At 37.8% G+C, this 19084-nt stretch carries 18 protein-coding genes and 1 tRNA gene; 1 reads left to right on the top strand and 18 read right to left on the bottom strand.

The genetic code is table 11. The features are described 5' to 3' along the window. Positions 1–23: 23 nt before the first annotated feature. The 3 genes from A0256_16725 to A0256_16715 all read right to left on the bottom strand — a co-directional run bounded on the left by A0256_16725 (position 24) and on the right by A0256_16715 (position 4004). Complete coding sequence (locus A0256_16725) at positions 24–2600, bottom strand: TonB-dependent receptor (GenBank protein AMR32945.1); 2577 nt, start codon at positions 2598–2600, stop codon at positions 24–26. Between the two features lie 119 nt (positions 2601–2719). Then, entirely contained in the window at positions 2720–3058 is a 339-nt protein-coding gene (locus tag A0256_16720; protein AMR32944.1) for a ModE family transcriptional regulator, read from the bottom strand. Positions 3059–3146: 88 nt separating this feature from the next. Beyond that, positions 3147–4004 carry an RNA polymerase subunit sigma gene (locus A0256_16715; protein AMR32943.1) on the bottom strand — a complete coding sequence of 286 codons (858 nt, stop codon included), beginning with the start codon at positions 4002–4004 and terminating at the stop codon, positions 3147–3149. Positions 4005–4357: 353 nt separating this feature from the next. Here A0256_16715 and A0256_16710 point away from each other — a divergent pair, with 353 nt between their 5' ends. Beyond that, on the top strand, positions 4358–5362 hold the full coding sequence (locus A0256_16710) for a hypothetical protein (GenBank protein ID AMR32942.1): 1005 nt from the start codon (positions 4358–4360) through the stop codon (positions 5360–5362). Positions 5363–5473: 111 nt separating this feature from the next. Here A0256_16710 and A0256_16705 read toward each other — a convergent pair whose 3' ends face one another. The 15 genes from A0256_16705 to A0256_16635 form a co-directional block, all read right to left on the bottom strand. Beyond that, a complete protein-coding gene (locus tag A0256_16705) occupies positions 5474–5974 on the bottom strand; it encodes a cupin (protein ID AMR32941.1) in 501 nt (166 codons plus the stop codon). 130 nt (positions 5975–6104) lie between these two features. Beyond that, positions 6105–6186: transfer RNA gene (locus A0256_16700), tRNA-Leu, on the bottom strand. 96 nt (positions 6187–6282) lie between these two features. Then, positions 6283–7065, bottom strand: a complete 783-nt coding sequence (locus A0256_16695; protein ID AMR32940.1) for a cobalamin-binding protein — start codon at positions 7063–7065, stop codon at positions 6283–6285. 3 nt (positions 7066–7068) lie between these two features. Then, on the bottom strand, positions 7069–8418 hold the full coding sequence (locus A0256_16690) for a hypothetical protein (protein AMR32939.1): 1350 nt from the start codon (positions 8416–8418) through the stop codon (positions 7069–7071). Between the two features lie 191 nt (positions 8419–8609). After that, positions 8610–8819, bottom strand: a complete 210-nt coding sequence (locus tag A0256_16685) for a hypothetical protein (GenBank protein ID AMR32938.1) — start codon at positions 8817–8819, stop codon at positions 8610–8612. A 74-nt stretch (positions 8820–8893) separates the two neighbouring features. Further along, positions 8894–9847 (bottom strand): hypothetical protein, encoded by a 954-nt coding sequence (locus tag A0256_16680; protein ID AMR32937.1) that lies wholly within the window; start codon positions 9845–9847, stop codon positions 8894–8896. A gap of 58 nt (positions 9848–9905) precedes the next feature. Continuing rightward, complete coding sequence (locus tag A0256_16675) at positions 9906–10907, bottom strand: hypothetical protein (protein ID AMR32936.1); 1002 nt, start codon at positions 10905–10907, stop codon at positions 9906–9908. Beyond that, positions 10907–12040: an epimerase gene (locus A0256_16670; GenBank protein AMR32935.1), complete on the bottom strand. Its 1134-nt coding sequence runs from the start codon at positions 12038–12040 to the stop codon at positions 10907–10909. The genes A0256_16675 and A0256_16670 overlap by 1 nt, the downstream gene beginning before the upstream one ends. Then, entirely contained in the window at positions 12037–12612 is a 576-nt protein-coding gene (locus A0256_16665; GenBank protein ID AMR32934.1) for a lipopolysaccharide biosynthesis protein, read from the bottom strand. Before A0256_16665 ends, A0256_16670 begins: the two co-directional genes overlap by 4 nt. Before the next feature lie 6 nt (positions 12613–12618). Beyond that, positions 12619–13746: a hypothetical protein gene (locus A0256_16660; GenBank protein ID AMR32933.1), complete on the bottom strand. Its 1128-nt coding sequence runs from the start codon at positions 13744–13746 to the stop codon at positions 12619–12621. 3 nt (positions 13747–13749) lie between these two features. Then, complete coding sequence (locus A0256_16655; protein ID AMR32932.1) at positions 13750–15078, bottom strand: hypothetical protein; 1329 nt, start codon at positions 15076–15078, stop codon at positions 13750–13752. A gap of 8 nt (positions 15079–15086) precedes the next feature. Next, positions 15087–15971 carry a hypothetical protein gene (locus A0256_16650; protein AMR32931.1) on the bottom strand — a complete coding sequence of 295 codons (885 nt, stop codon included), beginning with the start codon at positions 15969–15971 and terminating at the stop codon, positions 15087–15089. A gap of 26 nt (positions 15972–15997) precedes the next feature. After that, a complete protein-coding gene (locus A0256_16645; GenBank protein ID AMR32930.1) occupies positions 15998–16603 on the bottom strand; it encodes an acetyltransferase in 606 nt (201 codons plus the stop codon). 100 nt (positions 16604–16703) lie between these two features. Beyond that, positions 16704–17681, bottom strand: a complete 978-nt coding sequence (locus A0256_16640) for a hypothetical protein (GenBank protein ID AMR32929.1) — start codon at positions 17679–17681, stop codon at positions 16704–16706. After that, a complete protein-coding gene (locus tag A0256_16635; protein AMR32928.1) occupies positions 17669–19015 on the bottom strand; it encodes a hypothetical protein in 1347 nt (448 codons plus the stop codon). Before A0256_16635 ends, A0256_16640 begins: the two co-directional genes overlap by 13 nt. Positions 19016–19084 lie beyond the last annotated feature (69 nt).

Here is a 19084-nt window from a genome sequence, read left to right as displayed (position 1 = left end):
CATGTTAAATATTAACGACTTCCCTACTTTATGGCATACGTCAATGTAGTATAATAAAAGCCGCCAATGGCCGGGCCACCTAGAAATGAATTGTAGTATTTATTAGTAACATTGGTAGCGCCCAGTTTAACATTTAGCCTGGTGCTGATAAAATCATAGTTCACCTGCGCATCCACCATGCCGTACGAATCAACATTGCCATTAGTAAGAAACGACTGCCAATAGAAGCCGCTTTGCCATTTATAATTAATGTTAAAGCCAAAGTTACCTGCAATACGGTAACCGCCAAAAGATGCGTTGGCGATCCATTGCGGAGTGTTAAAACCATCTTCCAAAGCATCTTCATTGGTTTTGCGTTGCAATTTAGCATAAGTAAAATTGCTACCGACTAAAAATTTATTGATTAAACGATAAGTAAGTCCCAAACTACCGCCAATGTTATACACCTGGCTTTGCGAGTTTGTCCACAAACGATAGCGCGATTGTTTATTTTTATCATTCAAATAATAGGCGATAGAATCGGGCCTGGCGGTACCGGGCACATTAGCTTCAACCTGGGCAATAAAATTATCGTACTTGTTGAAATAAAAATCTGCATCCAGACTTAGCTTACCTTCTACTAAAATTGCCTTGTACCCCATTTCTATAGCGTTGATATGCTCCGGCTTTAAGTAGGTATAGGGGTTTTTAACCAATAAGTACTTCTCTTTTTCGATTGCCGAATTGGTAGCTATGCCTCCGTTAAAATCATTCTTTACAGCTGCCTGGAAGGCATCAATAGAAGTACGCAAATAGGAATTTTCAAAAACACCGTCAGATGCTACGCGCAACCCGCCAATCCGTTTTACACCCCCGCTGTTTACATTAGAAAAGGCCTCGAAAATACTAGGGAATCTGTAGCCGCTTTGAAAAGACACACGAATATTATGCTCCACAACTGGCGAAAAGACCATTGTAAAACGTGGATTAAATCTGGTGTTAAAGTAATCGTTTTTATCTGCACGCAGCGTTGCTGATAATTTTAGTTTATTATCAAACAGTTCTTTAGCGGCCTGTACGAAACCACCTGTTTTACTATAATAAATATTATTGAACTCATGCCCGGGAGTATAATTAATGAAGTAGTTACCGTCCGGATGGATAATGTAGGTGCGATGGTCAAATCCAGCCAAAAGTTCCAATCCCGTATTGTTTTTAAATGTTGAAGCAATTGCATTTGAGATATTCAATTGTCCTTCTACATGAACCAGTTCATCCTTTACACGCAATGCAGAACCAATATCCCAATTGTTGATATTAGCGAGTTGGTTTAACTTATTACTAAAAGCGGCAGTACCCGGTTGATACCTGCCTGCATCTGCAGCATCACGCGCTTGCTGCAGGGCCTGCCCAACACTGGCACCGCCGGTTGCAGCAGCATTAAAAGCTTTTGTATAATCTGCAAACCAAATATCATCGGCTTTAAAGTTCTTGTCCTGATTTTCTCCCGCTGACCGCAGGTTATAGGATTCTCCGGTGTTTTCATGGGTCCAATAGGCTCTCACCTGGTAAATGTCGTTTTTTAATTCCAGCGCATGTTGCTGCAAAGTGTAGTCTTTCAAGCGGAAACGGTTTGCACGTTGGTATATATTATCCAGATCAGCAAAGCGAAAGGTATAGGATAATTGTGTACCGGCAGTAAGCTTATAGGCCAGGGTCGCATCAATTTTCACGTTGTGAAGTCCGTAACTGGTGAGATCTTTTTCGGCGTAACCAGTTCGGGCTACAGAATACTGCTTACCACCAAGTGTAACCGTGCGCCGGTCCGGCGACTCATTACCGTAACCGTTAACAGGATCATACCCCGGGTTTGTTGGCCCTGCAGAAATACCAAGTTTTGCGTTGGCGGAACTGTTTTGATCGGTAGTGTTATCTGCTATCCAGTCATATCCGCCGGAATAAGTCCCGTTCAATTTAAAAGCAAATTTTTTGGTGATCAGCTCAGCTATCCGGAAACTCGTTTCGGAAAAAAGCTTTACGGATGTTTCTTTATCTCCCAAATGATTTATACCGGTTTTTTGCTGAAAGGTGATACCAGTGGAGTTGAAAGGATCTCTAGTGATGAAATTAGCGAGGCCGTTTATGGCATTTAACCCATACAGCGCAGATGCCGTGCCCGGTATAATCTCCACGCTTTCAATATCAAGATCACTCGGGCCCATCGCATTTCCAATCGGCGCCCCTAAATGCGGCGCCTGATTATCCACACCGTCAACCAACTGCGTAAACCTCACGTTGGTTGTGTTAGCAAAACCACGAGTGTTGATAATACGGAATCCAAGACTCGGGGTAATCAATTGAACGCCTTTTACATTTTCAAGCGCATCAAAAAAAGAAGGTGCGGCTGACGATCTAATAAATTTACCAGTTAGTTTTTCGATACTCACCGGCGATTTTAGCCAACTTTCGCTGATACGTGATGCCGTTACGACCACTTCTGTAAGCTGTTTCTGTTTGATCGCAGTAGAATCTACCAAAGGAGTGTGAGGGGTTTTGGCTTGGCCGAGACTAATTATCTGCAGGCATAACAGCGGTACTGCAAAAAGTAGTTTTTTATGCATATCGGTAGCTTTAAAATAAATTATCTTAATTCGTTATACTTTTAAAAATATAACGATCATCAAAAAAATAGCCAGCGAATAGCATGGCCCTTTTTAAATGCTTACAAAAGATGATTTTATTATAATTTGTTTAAATTTTTTTCACTTTTTAAAAATTCATCGAATGTCTCCTGCAACACTTTGAATTTTGCTATCATTTCCAAACCTGTATCTGTGATAATGGCATTACCCCCACCTTTTCCTCCACGTTGTGATAGCACTAAAGGCGAAATGAAATGTGCATTCATATGGTTAATAAGATCCCAGGCCTGTTTATACGACATTTTCATTTGCAGCGCAGCCTGCCGGATAGAACCGGAGTCTTTAATGCGCTCAAGCAACTCCACGCGGCCATGGCCCAATATTTTCTCTCCGTTATCTTCCAGCCAGACGCGGCCATTAATTTGATACCTGCTCATCTCGAATCCTACCTAAGCCACTAAAATATGCAAAAATAAAAGCCGCAAACGATAAGGCTTGCGGCTTTAAAAAATAAAATTGTGAGTATTACAAATATGATTGCAACACGTTAGCTTTAGAATTTTGTCTTAAACGCATAAGCGCTTTGTCTTTTATCTGGCGAACACGTTCGCGTGTTAGGCTATATTTTTCACCTATTTCCTCTAAAGAATGAGCAGCGTTATTATTTAGTCCGAAAAACAAAACGATCACCTGCCTATCTCTTTCCGCTAAAATATTCAAGGAGCGTTTGATTTCTTGCGAAAGCGAGTCCTGCATCAGGTCGCTATCGGTACCGGCATCAGTGCTTTGTAAAACATCCAGCAACGTATTTTCTTCACCTGCAATAAACGGTGCATCAACAGATACCTGGCGGCCAGAGTTTGATAAAGAATCAGAGATCTTATCAGTAGTGGTTTCCAAGTCATCAGCTAACTCTTCTGGCGTAGGCTGGCGCTCTAAAGTCTGTTCTAACTTTGATGCAGATTTATTAATCTTGCTTAAAGAACCTATTTGGTTTAAAGGCAATCGTACAATACGGCTCTGTTCGGCAACAGCCGATAAGATCGATTGGCGAATCCACCATACAGCATAAGAAATGAATTTAAAGCCTTTTGTTTCGTCAAAGCGTTTTGCCGCTTTTATTAAGCCAAGGTTACCTTCATTTATTAAATCGCCAAGGGTAAGCCCTTGGTTTTGATATTGTTTCGCAACCGATACCACAAAGCGCAGGTTTGTTTTGGTTAAACGTTCTAACGCTGCCTGGTCGCCTTCGCGAATCTTTTGCGCAAGTATAACCTCTTCCTGTGCGGTAATTAGGTCAACCTTGCCAATCTCTGTAAGATATTTATCAAGTGATTGTGATTCGCGATTGGTAATGGATTGTGAAATTTTAAGCTGTCTCATATATAAAAGTTCAACCGTTTAGGCCAATATAATTATTAATATTGGCAAGTAAATAGAAAATGAAAATAGAAATTAAAATGTATTGAAGCGATTCGGTGATAAGCTTTACTTATAAACGAAAAGAGCAAATGTGTAAATATGTTTACCGTATAAACCGAAATTAGAAGTGTTAGTATTTTCGTGCTCTGAATCAATCTGCGAAGATAAAGAATTAATTGTAGTTAAAGTGTAAAACAAACACCTTTGTTGCCTTAAATTTTGTTAGTTACACAATGTTTATGCAAAGTCATTTATAACAAGCTGACATTTGATACAACACCTTTGGCGTAATTTTGATTTGATAATATTTAATTATGACATCCATCCTATCAGAAATACCCTACTCGGTTCTTGATCTCGCTACTGTTATACAAGATACAACGCTGGCCGATACTTTCCGTAAAAGTCTCGATCTAGCCCGCCATGCCGAAAAATGGGGTTATACCCGTTATTGGTTTGCCGAACATCATAATATGATGAACGTTGGTAGTTCAGCCCCACCTATTTTGATCGGTTATATTGCTGGTGGCACAAAAACTATCCGGGTTGGCTCGGGCGGTGTAATGTTGCCTAACCATTCCCCACTTGTAGTGGCCGAGCAATTCGGTACGCTGGCATCACTTTATCCTGGGCGGATTGATCTGGGCCTGGGCCGTGCCCCTGGGACCGATCAGGTTACTGCACTTGCCATTCGGGGTGAAAACATGAATGCTGCATTTAACTTTCCCCGTGACGTTGAAAAGCTGCAAACGTATTTTTCCGAAGATAATTTTGACAGTAAGGTGCGCGCAATACCGGGCGAAGGGCTGGAAATTCCAATATGGATCCTTGGATCCAGTACCGATAGCGCAAGACTCGCTGCCGCTAAAGGTCTTCCATATGCTTTTGCAAGTCACTTTGCGCCAGCTCATTTCATGGAGGCTATCCAGCTATACCGTGATAATTTCAAGCCTTCGGAATATTTGGACAAACCATATGTAATCAGCTGCCTCAACGTTGTGGCTGCCGATACGGATGACGATGCTAACCGGCTAGCCACATCGGTACAGCAATTTATCATGGGCATAGTAACCGGCAAAAGGGAGTTACTCCCCCCTCCTATCGATACGATGGATGGGGTTTGGAACTATTTTCAGCAAGAAGCAGTTGAGCAAATGCTGGCTTATTCCATATTTGGCGGGCCGGAAACCGTTAAGAATAAGATCAGCTCGTTTATCGAATCCACGCAGGTAGACGAAGTAATGGTGACCTCGCATATTTTCGATCACCAGGCGAGGCTGCGGTCTTATGAAATTTTTTCAAAAGCAATGAAAGAGTAATCAAACCCTTTTTTGCATTAAACGTCGTTTGCGCAAAGCAAAGGGCGTTTTTTTATGCCTACCTAAATTTGTAAAATGGAATACTTTGAATTCTTAAATATAAACATTTAGTTAACCCAAAAAATCCGGCGCATAAAGTTTTTGCCCGTATTTCTCAGCTATCGCATTCATGTTTTTGGCAGTTTCGGCAGTCATGATAGGCGGTGGTAAAAACTCACCATTTCCAACCGGCTTCCCAATCTCTAAGAACATTTCTTCCAATCCCGCGGGTACTACCGTACAAAGCAAGCGTGCCACTTTACCAGTTTTATTTTTAAAGCAGTGTATCATACCACCTTTTGGAATGCTTACGAAAGCGTCCTGTCTTGCAATATATGTTGAAATTTCGGTTTTTACCTCAACTTCACCTTGCACTACGTAAAATGATTCCTGAAAATCCGGATGCGCGTGCGGTCCCGGGCCGCTACCTGGCGGGATGAGCATATCAATAATTGCAAAGGCTCCACCCGTGTCCTTTCCGGATATTAATATACGGTAAGTGCCGCCCATGACCGACAGGGCATCGCCTTCATTTACAGCAACGGCAATTGGATTTAAATGGTTATTTTCCATTTTTTTCACTTTTAATCAAAGCTAACAAACATTAATAATAAAACTTCTGCAATTTTTAATATATCGGTAGAATAAAATAAGCCATAAAAAAAGCCGCTAACTTATTCAGTTAACGGCCTTTAAAATTCAGTGCGGAAGAAGGGACTCGAACCCCCACGCCTCGCGGCGCCAGATCCTAAGTCTGGTGCGGCTACCAATTACGCCACTTCCGCGTCTTGTTTTAGAGTTGGCAAAGATAGCGTTAAATATGAAATTTAAAAATGCAATTCATTCTTTTCTGCTATCTACCTCATTTGTTAGCATTTAAATTACCGAAGCCCAGCAATCAGCATGTTAAAATAGGCTGGAGCTTGCAGTAAACGGCTGCCATACCAGGAAAACAGCTCTCCATTCACCAATAATATCCGGGCGTTTGGCAATAGTATCCTAAACTCAGCGATATGTTTTTCGCTAAAAGGATATGGCTCAGAGGAGAGCAGCAGTAATTGCGGATCTGCGGCTCTTAGTTCGGCTAATGTAATCTGCGGGTAACGGCCTTGACTAAATACATTGGTGAGCCCGATCATGTCAAATAAACTGTTTATAAACGTGCCTTGCCCTACTGCCATATAAGGATTCCGCCAAATAAGGTAGGCTGTTCTGATAAGTACTGTCGGCTTTATTATGCTTTCGAATTGGTTAATGATATCCAAAATTAAATCTTTTGCTTCCTCTTCTTTGCCTGTAATTGATCCTATAGCAATAATCATCTTTAAAGCACTGTCAATATCATTGATATCACTTATCCAAACCGGGTAGTTTTTCATCAGCTCTTCTACCTGCGCCTGCTCGTTTTCTTCTTTGTTCGCAATAATCAGATCTGGCTTAAGCTGATATATAGCCGCCATATTCAATTGCTTGGTTCCTCCAATTGCTGCCTTGTCTGATACACTGCCTGCGGGATGGATACAGAATTTAGTCAGACCAACAATTTCGGAGTCCAGACCCAGAAAAAACAAAAGTTCCGTTTGCGACGGAACTAATGATATTATTCTTTTCGGTATGAAGGGGATATTAACAGCCCTCTTCATCTGATCATAAAATATTGGCATTGTTTATTTACCCTTACCCTGCACCATCACTTTTACAGTTTTCAGTATGATGTTCAAATCTGAATTGAGGCTGATTCTCTTCAGATAAATCAAATCATAACGCATCCTGTCGCACATTTGATCCACATTTTCGGCATAGCCATAATGTACCTGGCCTATAGAAGTTAAACCCGGTTTTACCTGTAACAACCGTTTATAATTAGGTGTTTTCTCAACAATTTGCTCAATAAAGTATTGCCTTTCAGGCCTGGGTCCTACAACAGACATATCACCCTTTAAAACGTTCCAAAACTGAGGTAGTTCATCCAAACGTGTTTTACGCATAATGAAACCCCATTTGGTAATCCGAGGATCATTATCTTTGGATAACTGTGGGCCTCCCAATTCTGCATTCACCTTCATACTGCGGAATTTATACATATAAAAAGGTTTTTCATCTTTACCAATACGTTCTTGACGAAAAAAAGCAGGGCCTTTAGAAGTAAATTTGGTTATTAGATACAGTATAAAAAAAACAGGAGCACCAGAGATCATCACAGCGGACGAAAAAACTATATCAAAACCTCTTTTAAGAAACCTGACTTTTAATCCAATTTCCGGTTGCGCGTTTAAATGCAACACAGGCACATTATTGTAATTTATCAATTGTGCGCTATTGTTAATCAGGATGAGATCTGAGACAACCTTAATTTTGATCGAATAGGTATTTCCTAATTGAATCAATCTGCTCAATAATTGGGGATTCATCTGCTTATAGCAAATAAAAATTTCGGCTGGACCCTTTTCCAGCAGTTGCTGAACCAATTCATTTTCTGGCATCTCGTCCAATTTATCTTCCGAAATAAAGTCGGTAAGATCATAGCCATACTCAGGATGTTGATCGAACGATTTAACTAATCTTTCAGCAATATTTCCATCACCAATAATTACAATTTGACGGTGATTGTATCCTTTTTTACGGATATAGTCCAGAAAAAAGAACAGTGCTGACCTTTGTACAACAACAAAAAAGAAAAAAAGCGTGTAACTGAGCATTACCTCAGTCCTTGAAATATTGAATAAACTAAGGAAATAAATTATGCCGAAAACACAAAGCAAATGGTAAATAAGCGTGAGCAAAAACTTATTTATATTATCACGCAACCAAAGCGGTCTAAAAATATAAAAACTTTTTGAGAGTGCTGAAACAACCACCCACGCAAGGTTTACCAACAAAATGAACGTAAGGGAAGTATTTTCTGGGCGGAACGTATTGAACTTTATAAAGTGAGACGTGTACAGCGCAAGGTTGAGAAGCAAAAGATCACTTAAAAAAACCAATCCTGGCAAGTGCTTTGAGTAGCGTGTATTCATATGTTTATCCGGGTAAGATTTGGTAAAATTAAGAATTTTTATAACATTTGTTACAAATAAATAGAACCAATTATGTTATTTTGCCAATATTAGTGCCAAAATAATAAAAAAATTTCAACGCGGAATAACTTGACTTTAGCGCATTCAATCCTTACGATTACTTCATCGAGTATCTGGTAAAACTCAAACAGCTAAAAAGCATCGTCTATAGCGGCGCAAATTATGTGGCCAACGAGGATGTGCACCTCTTGAATATTCGCGGTAATATTTGACGGAATTACAATATTTAAGTCGCAGCATTCGTTCATTTCACCCCCATCCCGGCCAGAAAGGCCTATAGTTTTGCATCCTGCGGTTTTGCCTGCAACAAATGCCTTAATTACATGGGGGCTTATTTGCATTTTTGGAAAAGCCTATCAACGCCCGCTGCACCAACCACACAAAATGCCTTATTAGTGCTCATGTAGCTGAAAATTTAATCTTCAAAATTCTTACTAACCTCCTCCAATGAGGCGGTTGCGCTACCAACTTTGCTTACTACCACGGCAGCGGCATGATTAGCAAAATTACAAGAGGCATAAAGAGAATTTCCTGACGCTAGTGCAACGCCCAAAGCTGCCAGTACAGTATCACCGGCACCGGTAACATCAATTACATCCAGTGCCTTGGTTGGTATAATTTCCAACTTGCCGCCGTTAAACATCGCAATTCCATCCTCAGACATCGTTATAACTACGCTGTCGCAATCCGTAAGTTCCTGAATCTTCATACAAACCGCTGTTAAGCTTTGAGCGTCTACAATATCAATGCCAGAGGCAATAATCGCCTCTTTCTTGTTCGGCTTGATAATATTCACGCCTTTATATTTGGAAAAATCTCCCCCCTTAGGGTCCACAATACTTTGAATTTCATATTTGCGGCAAAGAGATAATATGCTCGCCAGTAGCGAAGGTGTAAGCAAACCTTTGTCGTAGTCGGATATTAATACGATATCATGTTGCACTAAATGGGCCTTTAAGTAATTTAAAATGCGGCCTTCAATTTTTTCATTTATAGGTTGAACTACTTCCCTGTCAAGTCTAATTAATTGGTGGTTGGAAACAAGCACGCGCGATTTCATAATAGTGCAGCGGTCTTCATCTTTAACAATACCCTCCCCCGATATTTTACTCAATGCCAGCTCGCTTAAAACAATAGATGCATTATCATCGTCGCCAACCACAGACACAATATTAGTGCGGCACTCAAAAGATCTAATATTTTGCAGAACGTTGCCAGCGCCCCCAAGCCTATGAGATTCCATGGTGATTTCTACTACAGGCACTGGTGCTTCCGGCGAAATGCGTTTACAGTTACCATAAATATAATGATCTACCATTATATCGCCTATTACGAGAATGTTTAAATCATTTTTTATTTCACAAATCATAATGTGCTAAATCAACAACAGCTAGAAAAGTTTGTGGGTATTCAAATTAAATCATGTTCTATTCAAAGAATTCTTTTATCCAATTATTCACGAAATATTGTTCAAATTTCGGGTTGATTTCTAAAATACCGCCCCTCAATGCATCAGTTCGCTTTGTGATCTCTACGGTGTTTTTTGCATCATTGATATCGTCAACGACTACTATAAAATTAGGATCAAAAAAATCAACCTCCCTTATAGCTGAATTTGTAGTAACAAGTATCGCCCCTGCGGCAAGCACCTCAAAGGTACGCATTGTTAAACCGGTCTGCCCAAAACGCTGTATATCAAGAACGCTTTTAGAATTCCCGAAGATATCTGCCACATCCTGTTGAGTAAGCTTATCAAAACTAACATCGGCCCAACTAATATCTTTATAATGACTCTTGAAAGTTTTCTCGAACCAAAAAAACCATTTCGCGGGCGAAAAGAAAAACACAAATGTATTTTTGAAATTTGCCATTAACGATTTTATAATAGCATATCGGTTTGAGTGTAACGTTCCCACAAATGACAATGTGTATTTTCTATCTTGTGCCAGCTTCCGCCGCTCAGGATATTCTTTAGAATAAAAGAGGTGCTTTAATTTTAACGATGGATGCTTTTTAGTGTCATTAAAATCAAAACTAAAACATTTATCAAAATGCTTTAGTATATACATTGAGTTTTTATTGTTGTTGTTAATTGAATCGTAAGTGTAATAGATCAGTTTGGCCTTGGGGTTATTCTTCTTAAAATCGACAATAAAACTTTGCGGCACAACTTCTCCTTTTAATAAGAAAAAGAAATCATAGTCATTGTTTTTTATAAGCTCTGTAATATTATTATAATATTTCTCTACAATAGCGGTTAACAGGTCTTTTTTCACCCTGAACACGGCTTTCATAAAAGAATTATTTGAGGTCCGTTCATCGTAAAAATCAACAGCATAACCATTAGCTTCTAAAGCCTTACATATTGATACTTCGTATCCAAAAAATCTTGGTCCTACAAAAAGTATATTTTTCTTATGAGCGCTCATTACTTAAATAAACCTTTATCTTTCATCTCTTGTAACGACTGCTGATATTTATCTGTTTTGATTTCCTGAGTATTTACCCAAGCAGCAAATTTTGCTATACCCTGTTTAAAATCCACTTTGGGTTCAAACCCTAACGCTGCTTTTATTTTCGTAAGATCGGCATAATTATGTCTGATATCGCCCAAACGGTAATTGCCGGATATAGTAACCGGCACAATTTGACCGTAATTGGCCATCAGTTCCTTTACAACCGTATTAACTTCAGTGGGTACGCCCGTTCCAACATTAAATATTTTATTATTGGCCTCGTCCTTTTCTATTCCTAAAATTGTCGCATCTACAACATCATCAATAAATACAAAATCCCGGGTTTCTCTTCCGTCTTCAAAGACGTTTATGTCTTTGTTATTTTTAATGCGGGTTGAAAATATAGACAAGATCCCTGTGTAAGGGTTTGATAATGATTGACCGGGACCATAGACATTTTGATACCTGAAGGCAACAGGCGCGATACCAATAGTAGGGCAAACAGTCATAATCATTTGCTCCTGGTTTTGTTTAGTAATTCCATAAACCGAAGAAGGATGTATTTTTGATTCTTCATCAGTAGCAACTAGTTTTAGCGGTTTTTTGCAACCAGCATACTTTACCTCAAAATCTCCAGCCTGCATATAATTATCTGTGCGATGGTTCGGATACACGTATCCTAATTCTTCGCTTAAATACTTACCTTCACCATAAATTGATCGCGATGATGCAATTACAATTTTCTTTACGCGATGAGAATTATTAGCCAAAATATCCAACATTAACGCGGTTCCGCCGATATTTACATCTGTATATCTTTTAATTTGATACATAGATTGGCCTGTGCCTGTTTCGGCAGCAAGGTGAACGATAACATCCTGATCAGCTACCGCAGCTTTTAAATCTGCTTCAGATTCTACGCTGCCATTTAGAAATTTCACCTTTCCAATAATCGATCTGTATAAGGGTGAATCCCCCTCCGGATTTTCGCCATGTATTTGTTTGGACAGATTATCTAACACAGTCAAATTATGTCCTTTAGCAATTAGCTTAAGCGCTAAGTTTGAGCCGATAAAGCCCGCTCCGCCTGTTATTAATATATTCATAAGATAAAATTTCCTTTTGCGTCTGTTTTCTCCCAAAGGGAGGTATTTAAATTATACCGTTTTAAAATTTTTGCCGGAGCACCTGCTATTACAGCGTAGTCAGGATACGTACCACGAAGAACCGAATTTGAGCCGACAATACATTGCTTTCCTAAAATAGTTCCTGCTTGTAAAACAGCACCATAGCCTATAAAGCAATTTTCTCCAATCATCGTATTCTTTTCGAGATATTTTTGTTTAAGAATGTGTTCGCCTATTGCGGTATAATCATGGTCTACATTTGTAATGAATACGTTGCCAGATATAGTAGTGTGACTACCAATACTAAGCATAATTCCGGAACTGACGATGTGAAAATTTTGCCCAATAGACACATCATCACCTATCTGAATGCTTCCGTTATAATGAGTTTCGGCACGGAGGCCGGGAAATATACGCACCTTATTGCCTATTTGAATTCTTTTGCCACCGTAAATGAATGTTGGCTTACCTACATAACTTATCAATCCAATATGTTTAATAAGCAGACGTAAAAACAAAGTCTGAAAGAACCAAAGGCATTTGTAAAGCATAATCGCTTAGTTAAATCTAGTATTGTAAATTTCCTTATAAAAGTTTAACGTTTCGGCAGAGCATTTTTCCCAGGTAAACAATCTGCTTCTTTCTAAGCCCTTCGCAATTAATTGCTGCCTCATTTCGGGAGTATTTATTTCCGTTAACTTTTGATCTAGCGATGCAGCGGTAACATCATTGATAAAAAGTGCGGCGTCGCCGGAAATTTCGCCTAGCGACGATAACCTGTTTGTAATTACTGGGCATCCAGCTTTCATGGCTTCTAGGACAGGTATACCAAATCCTTCGTAAACGGAAGTATATACTAAGCAGTGAGCATAATTATATAAGACATTTAACTGTTCGTTATTTACGCCGTTCAAATGTATAAATCTGCCTGGCAACGCTGCATTTAGACTCGCCCACTCTTGTTGCTTTATATCACCGCCTCCAACTATAACCAATTTTAAATGTTTGTGCTTTAATAAAGCTTCCGGAATGATTTCAAATTTTTTATATCCTGCTCGCTTACCCACGAATAACACATATTGCTCGGCTAGATTTAGCTGATCGTTAAATATTTTCGCACCTGTATAATTTCTCAACGGTGAAAAAACGTCACTTACGCCATGGTATATCACCCTAATTTTATCCTCCCTTATGTGTGGATAATAATGAAGGAGATCATTCTTAGTACTTTGCGAGATACAGATGATGCCGTCGGCATTTTTAAGACCGAGCGCAGTAAGCCCTATATGAATCAATTTACGGGGAAACTTTGAGGCTAATCCACGTTTATGCGTAAAATCGTGAACAGTAAAAATATTCACTACATTTTTTTGCAGACAGGTGCGGTAATAACTGTTATGATAAAGTGATTTGGGAGGTAAGCGTCTTGTTAAAGGTAAATAGCGGAGTAGCGAAACCGGTATCGTATCTTCAATTAATAAGTTTACATTGAAAGATTCGACCAAATCACAGATTATTCTGCCATCATGATTTAAGTCCTCTTTTCTTGCAGACTGGAGTATAATATTGACACCATTAAGCTTCACAAAATTTGATAGAAGTTCCTTCCAATAAGTTGAAGCCCCCCCAAATTTTTGTATTTGGAAAACAATGCTGTCCAAAAAAATTTCAAAGCCGGTATTCATAGTTTAATTGAATGATTTAATAGTAATAACATCTGATTTTTTCTTTTTATAAACCACGAGATAAAAAAATATGAAAGCAGGCAATAAGTATATAGAAATCCTATAAAAATCAGTGAATACGAGCGCTATATTTAAATACAGGAACACAAGGTAATAGAAGATTATGTAACCTTTGTACCCGGCCCGCAATTTGTCCACAATTCTCTTAATTTTTTTTAAGATGTACCCCGTAAAAAATGCAGAAAAAAATGGAATGACTGCCACGCCGAACCAACCAAAACAGACATACCCCCAAAGCGAAACAGGCAATCTAAGCCCCCCCGATGCAATTGCGGAAATATCATCTGTATCATTCAAAACGGCAAGTGTCCAAACTGATGGATTCCATTTGAAATTAAATGGTATTAGTGCTCCAAAGAACGTTAGTCCGTACGTGTAGTCCACGTGGTTATTGACAAATGCATTGAGGAAACCTAACTGATCCATAATGTCAGGTGCACCAGAAGCAATTATGTCTGCAGCCGTTTGCCCATCTACTAAACTCACAAAACCACTATTTGGAAAAAAATAAGATGCGATTACCCAAAAGCTACTGCCAATTGAGAAAAATATGACGATAAAGACCATATAGCTAATAAAAACCAAACGACTAGCTTTCATAGAAATTATTATTGAAATAATAAGTAGCAAACCAGTAACAGTTTCAGATCTGCTCAAGGAAACAAGAACAAGTGTCATTCCCGTCAAAATCAATAATAATGTGCTTATTTTACGCTTATCATAGAAATCAATTAAGAAAAAAGGTAAAAGTATCTGAACAAATTGTTTCGATGTACGGTAAAATAAAGCAACATGCTGATAACGTGGTTGATAGATGCCCTTAAATTGTTTTGCAGAATAGGGGTCATTGGCAAACATGGGTAAATAACCCATATAAGCGAAGCATAATATCATCACAACTATGCTAAAAAGAAAAAATCTACGTGAAATCCGCAGTATTTTAGTTTCAAATACTGATGAGGTAATAGCACCTTCAACAAGTGAAAATTGCATAACGGAATCAACTAATTTAACTTTTTTCCATTTAAAGCCTAATAATAATCCAAATACAAAAAAAATCCCACCGATGACATTAATATTGAAATACAAACGTACGATCTCGGAAGGAGCTACTAAATCAAAATCAATTATGCAAATAGGAACAATGTACGCGACAAAACAGACGCCAATTAGTGCATGATTGAATACATTTTTACGATCAAACCAAATAAGATAGCTACCGATCGTAAACGTACATAACGAAATGCATAAAATAATTTTGTTCAACACCAATTTTTTAGCTATTTACTCAACTTAAAACCATCTCTTAGCGATCTTAATAACTCTTTACGTTCTTTACGATCATATTTAACATAAACTAGAAAACGGGTAAAAAATGTATATAATAAAGCAATTTGCCTAACTGGGAATGTAAAATTCTTCATTATAAAATAAATTCTATTCCTGTTTAAATAATATATTGAAAACAACGAAACGCCGCCGCCTGTACTACTGCTCACTTTATGGAAAATTTCCAGGTTAGGAAGATATAATATTTTAAATCCGGCATTAACAGCTCTTAAAATAAAATCCGTATCGTCATAATATACAAAATATCGTTCGTCCATCAGGCCTACCTCATCAAAAACCCTTCTCCCTAGCAACATGAAACAGGTTGGGGCGTAGTCAAAATATTGCACTTTATTAAATTTCGGCCCATCTTGCTCGTCTACACCAACATGTTCAACTATAGCTTTACTTTTAAGAAGCTTTCCGCCTGCCATCCATATTGTACGTGTATCGAAATAAAAAATCTTAGGAATTATAATTAGTTCGTTATTTTTTAGAGCGTGAACTATCATCCTTTCTATTAATAAATGATCGTCGAACTCTATATCGTTATTCAAAAGCAACACAAAATCGCAATTGTCATTCAAAGCTAGTTCAATACCTTGATTATTTCCTTTTGCAACGCCAAAATTTTCCGTGTTCTTTATATGAGTTATCGCCGGTAAAATAAATTCATTACTTAATTTTTCTAATATTCTATCGGTAGCTATTGATGCGGAATTATCAATGATGTATAATTCATAGTCTTTAAATGTTTGCTTACTCAAGCTTTTAAAAAAACCCTCCAGCACATTGTCACATTTATATAAAACTGTAACCAAACCTATTTTCGGCATTTAAGAATATTTAGTAATAATGTTAACTATTCAGTGATTTCAATATTATGATCAGACTTTAACCATGCACCCGCTTCAAAAGAATACCTTTTGATAATCCTAGCAGGTGAGCCTACCGCAATGCAATAGTCAGGAATATCTTTGGTTACAACACTATTAGCACCTATTACAGAACCTTTGCCTACGTTTGCACCGATTATGCAAACGTTTTCGCCAAGCCATGCTCCGTCACCAATAGTTACAGTCGAAATTTGCTTAATCGGTTGATGAGAAATAGGCAAATTAACGTTCTCGTAACTATGTAAATTATCACTTATATAAACCTTGTCTGCAGTTAGTACATTTCGGCCTATAGTAATATTTGTTGTAGCATATATGTGATTAAAGTGCCCGATACTAGAACCATTTCCAATTACTAATTTGCACGCGACTTGGCCGGTTTGAGGTAAGGCTCCCAGCCACGTTTTATAGGCGATGGTTACACCGCTACCAATATAAATATTAGAAGCTCCGTCTATTTTTAGGGGCGAGGAAATTTTTGAACCAAGCCCTAATTCTTTAAACAAAATCCTGTAATACGGAAATATAAAAATGTAATAAAAAAGCGATTTAAAATTTTTATATAAACTCATAACTATTAACAATAGGGCTCATTGAACTTAACTAAATGATAAATCGATCAAAACGATTAATTTCCAACAGTTTTTATTACTTTGACAGCTGTTTAATAACTTAATTTATAGTTTTTGGCTTAAATATAGACTTAACTATTTTTTGTATAAATTTTAAAAACAAGTAGATGTAATAAGTTATAATAAACCTAAGCAAAAGCCAATAGTCAGATTTATAGAAATCAATTATTCTTTTAAATTTTGATTTAGTTTGAAACTGATATTTATCTGGATATAGAGCGTGCAATACAAAATACTTCCGAAAAAAAACAAGTAATAACTTTGAAATAAATTTATGATATGTTTTAGCTGAGATCGCACGCTTATCTAAATATTCTTTTAAGATGATATTATGATTATCCAAAAATACAGTTAGCAAATCATACCCCCCTTTTTTCTTTATTTGAAAATCCAGCGAAACGAAGAGCAGATCGTTGTTTACAAAAGCTTTTTGAGTTGCACTGATCATTCTATATAAAACGTCAGTTTGAGTAAGTAAAAGATTGGAATATCTGCTAAAATTAGTCAGCCTGTTGAAGTCATCACGCCAAATTCCAAATGAGCCTATCCACGTACCCATATACAAGACCCTATCGATAAATTGATCCATACTGTCACACAATACTGATCCGGTTTTATCAAGGCCTTGATTCAGGTAGAAGATAACCGCTCTGGATTCATTATGTTTTTTAATGTCAGCTAACATTGTGACTAACGAATTGTCGGTATGGGTGAGCGTATCATTGTTTAATTTTAAAAAATCACCTTTACCAAGTGATAGTGCTTGCTCGAAGTTTTTGTCTCCAATATTTGACAGATTTCTGGAGTATAGAACTTTATTGCCAAATTCTTCCATATACAATCTTGACAACGCTTCTGTTTCATCAGTTGAGCAGTTGTCTGAAATCACTATTTCAACGTCATATGAATTTCTAAAAATTTCTTGCCGAGTAATAGATTGCAGTGTGAGTTTTAAATACTCAGCACGATTATAAGTAGGTATAGCTATTGTCAGAAGTGGCTTCGCTAATTGTGCCATAATTGTTTTTTATTTCTAAATATGAAAAACGCCCATGGCAATGAAATGAAAATCGAGATCGCTGAATAACCAAACACAACGCCTTTCATACCATAATAGTTTCCGAGGCCAAAAGTCGATAACGCACAAATTGATCCGATTACAACAGAGTTAAGTAAAAACGGTTCTTGTTTATGGCATCTGAGATAGGTTGCCCAAGAGAATATAAATTGGTTGATTATTGTGACAACGCAAAGGGCAGTTAAAGGTATTGGCGGTAAAAATCTTTGACTAAGAGGATTGTTAAAATAGTAGAATACAAAGTAAAAGCCGTAAAACACTATGACTATTGAACAACTTACGAAAATTAAACTTCTTAAAGTTCTATTGAACAACTGATCTAGCTCCCCAAATAGTTTTGTAGCAATTAAAGCTGACATTTTTGGCACTTTTGTAGTTATCCAGCTCATGGACAAACCCGATATCCCATTTAGAATTTGCAGCGACATGCCCATTTGACCAGCAGCAACCGCTCCGTCGAACGCGAAGATTACCGGATTAAATAACTGGAAAATAAAGTATCCACTTGCCCAACTCAGCGCTATTCGCCATTGAAAAGGAAATATCTCGGTCATATAATTTATCACTTCTTTGCCCTGCAACTTCCAAATAGCTACTAACTTATATCTACGAGATGTGAAAAATATTTGAACATAATTTATAAGGATGGAAAGTAATGATGCAAGTGCGCTGGAGTATAATTTAAACCCAAGCCCGAAAAACAAAAACAGCAAAATCACATTTGCCGTTTTCTGTACTAGCCGTACTTTAGCCATATCTTTTACCTCCCCCAGTCCATCAAGAAAAGCTAATAAAGGATCAATAAACAGATTAAGTGAAGTTGCTAAACAGAGCAATATCCAAGGGCTCCTCCAATTAACTGAAGGATTCTGATTAAAAGTAGAAAAAAAGTAACACCCAGAGGCCAACAATATAAAGAATAGTAATATACTGATTACCCCAAACCATTTAATGAAAAATCTTAATAGTGATGACAATCTTGATTTGTGATAATCATTTCCCGCTAAACTACCATGTATCCATTGTAAGTGAGCGCATTCATGCGCTGTATATTGAGTTATTATTCCACTTAACCCAAGTTCAAAAAAAACCTGAATAGCCAATATGCTGGAGAAAGTATAAAAATAACCACGTTCATCACCAGAAAGAAAGAGGCCTATAAAAACAACTGAGCCGAATCCTCCTAATGCCTGTATTACCCTGGTAAGTAATGTGAAAGCAATAGCACCATCTATACCTAATTTCCCTAAAATCTTCTTAAAAAAAATTAACATTTCCAATTGTCTGTAACTGCCTCAGAATGCACCAGTGTAATAAGAGTATCTTTTAAGCATACACTGTTT

It is taken from the genome of Mucilaginibacter sp. PAMC 26640, assembly GCA_001596135.1.
Classification (GTDB): Bacteria; Bacteroidota; Bacteroidia; order Sphingobacteriales; family Sphingobacteriaceae; genus Mucilaginibacter.
This window is presented reverse-complemented; position numbering and strand designations above follow the sequence as displayed.

What these genes read in the sequence shown, in the direction of transcription:
- A0256_16690 (AMR32939.1), bottom strand. Translation starts at nt 8,418, where the DNA reads ATGAATACACGCTACTCAAAGCACTTGCCAGGATTGGTTTTTTTAAGT.
- A0256_16680 (AMR32937.1), bottom strand. Translation starts at nt 9,847, where the DNA reads ATGATTTGTGAAATAAAAAATGATTTAAACATTCTCGTAATAGGCGAT.
- A0256_16695 (AMR32940.1), bottom strand. Translation starts at nt 7,065, where the DNA reads ATGCCAATATTTTATGATCAGATGAAGAGGGCTGTTAATATCCCCTTC.
- A0256_16685 (AMR32938.1), bottom strand. Translation starts at nt 8,819, where the DNA reads ATGCAAATAAGCCCCCATGTAATTAAGGCATTTGTTGCAGGCAAAACC.
- A0256_16715 (AMR32943.1), bottom strand. Translation starts at nt 4,004, where the DNA reads ATGAGACAGCTTAAAATTTCACAATCCATTACCAATCGCGAATCACAA.
- A0256_16725 (AMR32945.1), bottom strand. Translation starts at nt 2,600, where the DNA reads ATGCATAAAAAACTACTTTTTGCAGTACCGCTGTTATGCCTGCAGATA.
- A0256_16675 (AMR32936.1), bottom strand. Translation starts at nt 10,907, where the DNA reads ATGAGCGCTCATAAGAAAAATATACTTTTTGTAGGACCAAGATTTTTT.
- A0256_16660 (AMR32933.1), bottom strand. Translation starts at nt 13,746, where the DNA reads ATGAATACCGGCTTTGAAATTTTTTTGGACAGCATTGTTTTCCAAATA.
- A0256_16710 (AMR32942.1), top strand. Translation starts at nt 4,358, where the DNA reads ATGACATCCATCCTATCAGAAATACCCTACTCGGTTCTTGATCTCGCT.
- A0256_16635 (AMR32928.1), bottom strand. Translation starts at nt 19,015, where the DNA reads ATGTTAATTTTTTTTAAGAAGATTTTAGGGAAATTAGGTATAGATGGT.
- A0256_16720 (AMR32944.1), bottom strand. Translation starts at nt 3,058, where the DNA reads ATGAGCAGGTATCAAATTAATGGCCGCGTCTGGCTGGAAGATAACGGA.
- A0256_16640 (AMR32929.1), bottom strand. Translation starts at nt 17,681, where the DNA reads ATGGCACAATTAGCGAAGCCACTTCTGACAATAGCTATACCTACTTAT.
- A0256_16705 (AMR32941.1), bottom strand. Translation starts at nt 5,974, where the DNA reads ATGGAAAATAACCATTTAAATCCAATTGCCGTTGCTGTAAATGAAGGC.
- A0256_16650 (AMR32931.1), bottom strand. Translation starts at nt 15,971, where the DNA reads ATGCCGAAAATAGGTTTGGTTACAGTTTTATATAAATGTGACAATGTG.
- A0256_16670 (AMR32935.1), bottom strand. Translation starts at nt 12,040, where the DNA reads ATGAATATATTAATAACAGGCGGAGCGGGCTTTATCGGCTCAAACTTA.
- A0256_16665 (AMR32934.1), bottom strand. Translation starts at nt 12,612, where the DNA reads ATGCTTTACAAATGCCTTTGGTTCTTTCAGACTTTGTTTTTACGTCTG.
- A0256_16645 (AMR32930.1), bottom strand. Translation starts at nt 16,603, where the DNA reads ATGAGTTTATATAAAAATTTTAAATCGCTTTTTTATTACATTTTTATA.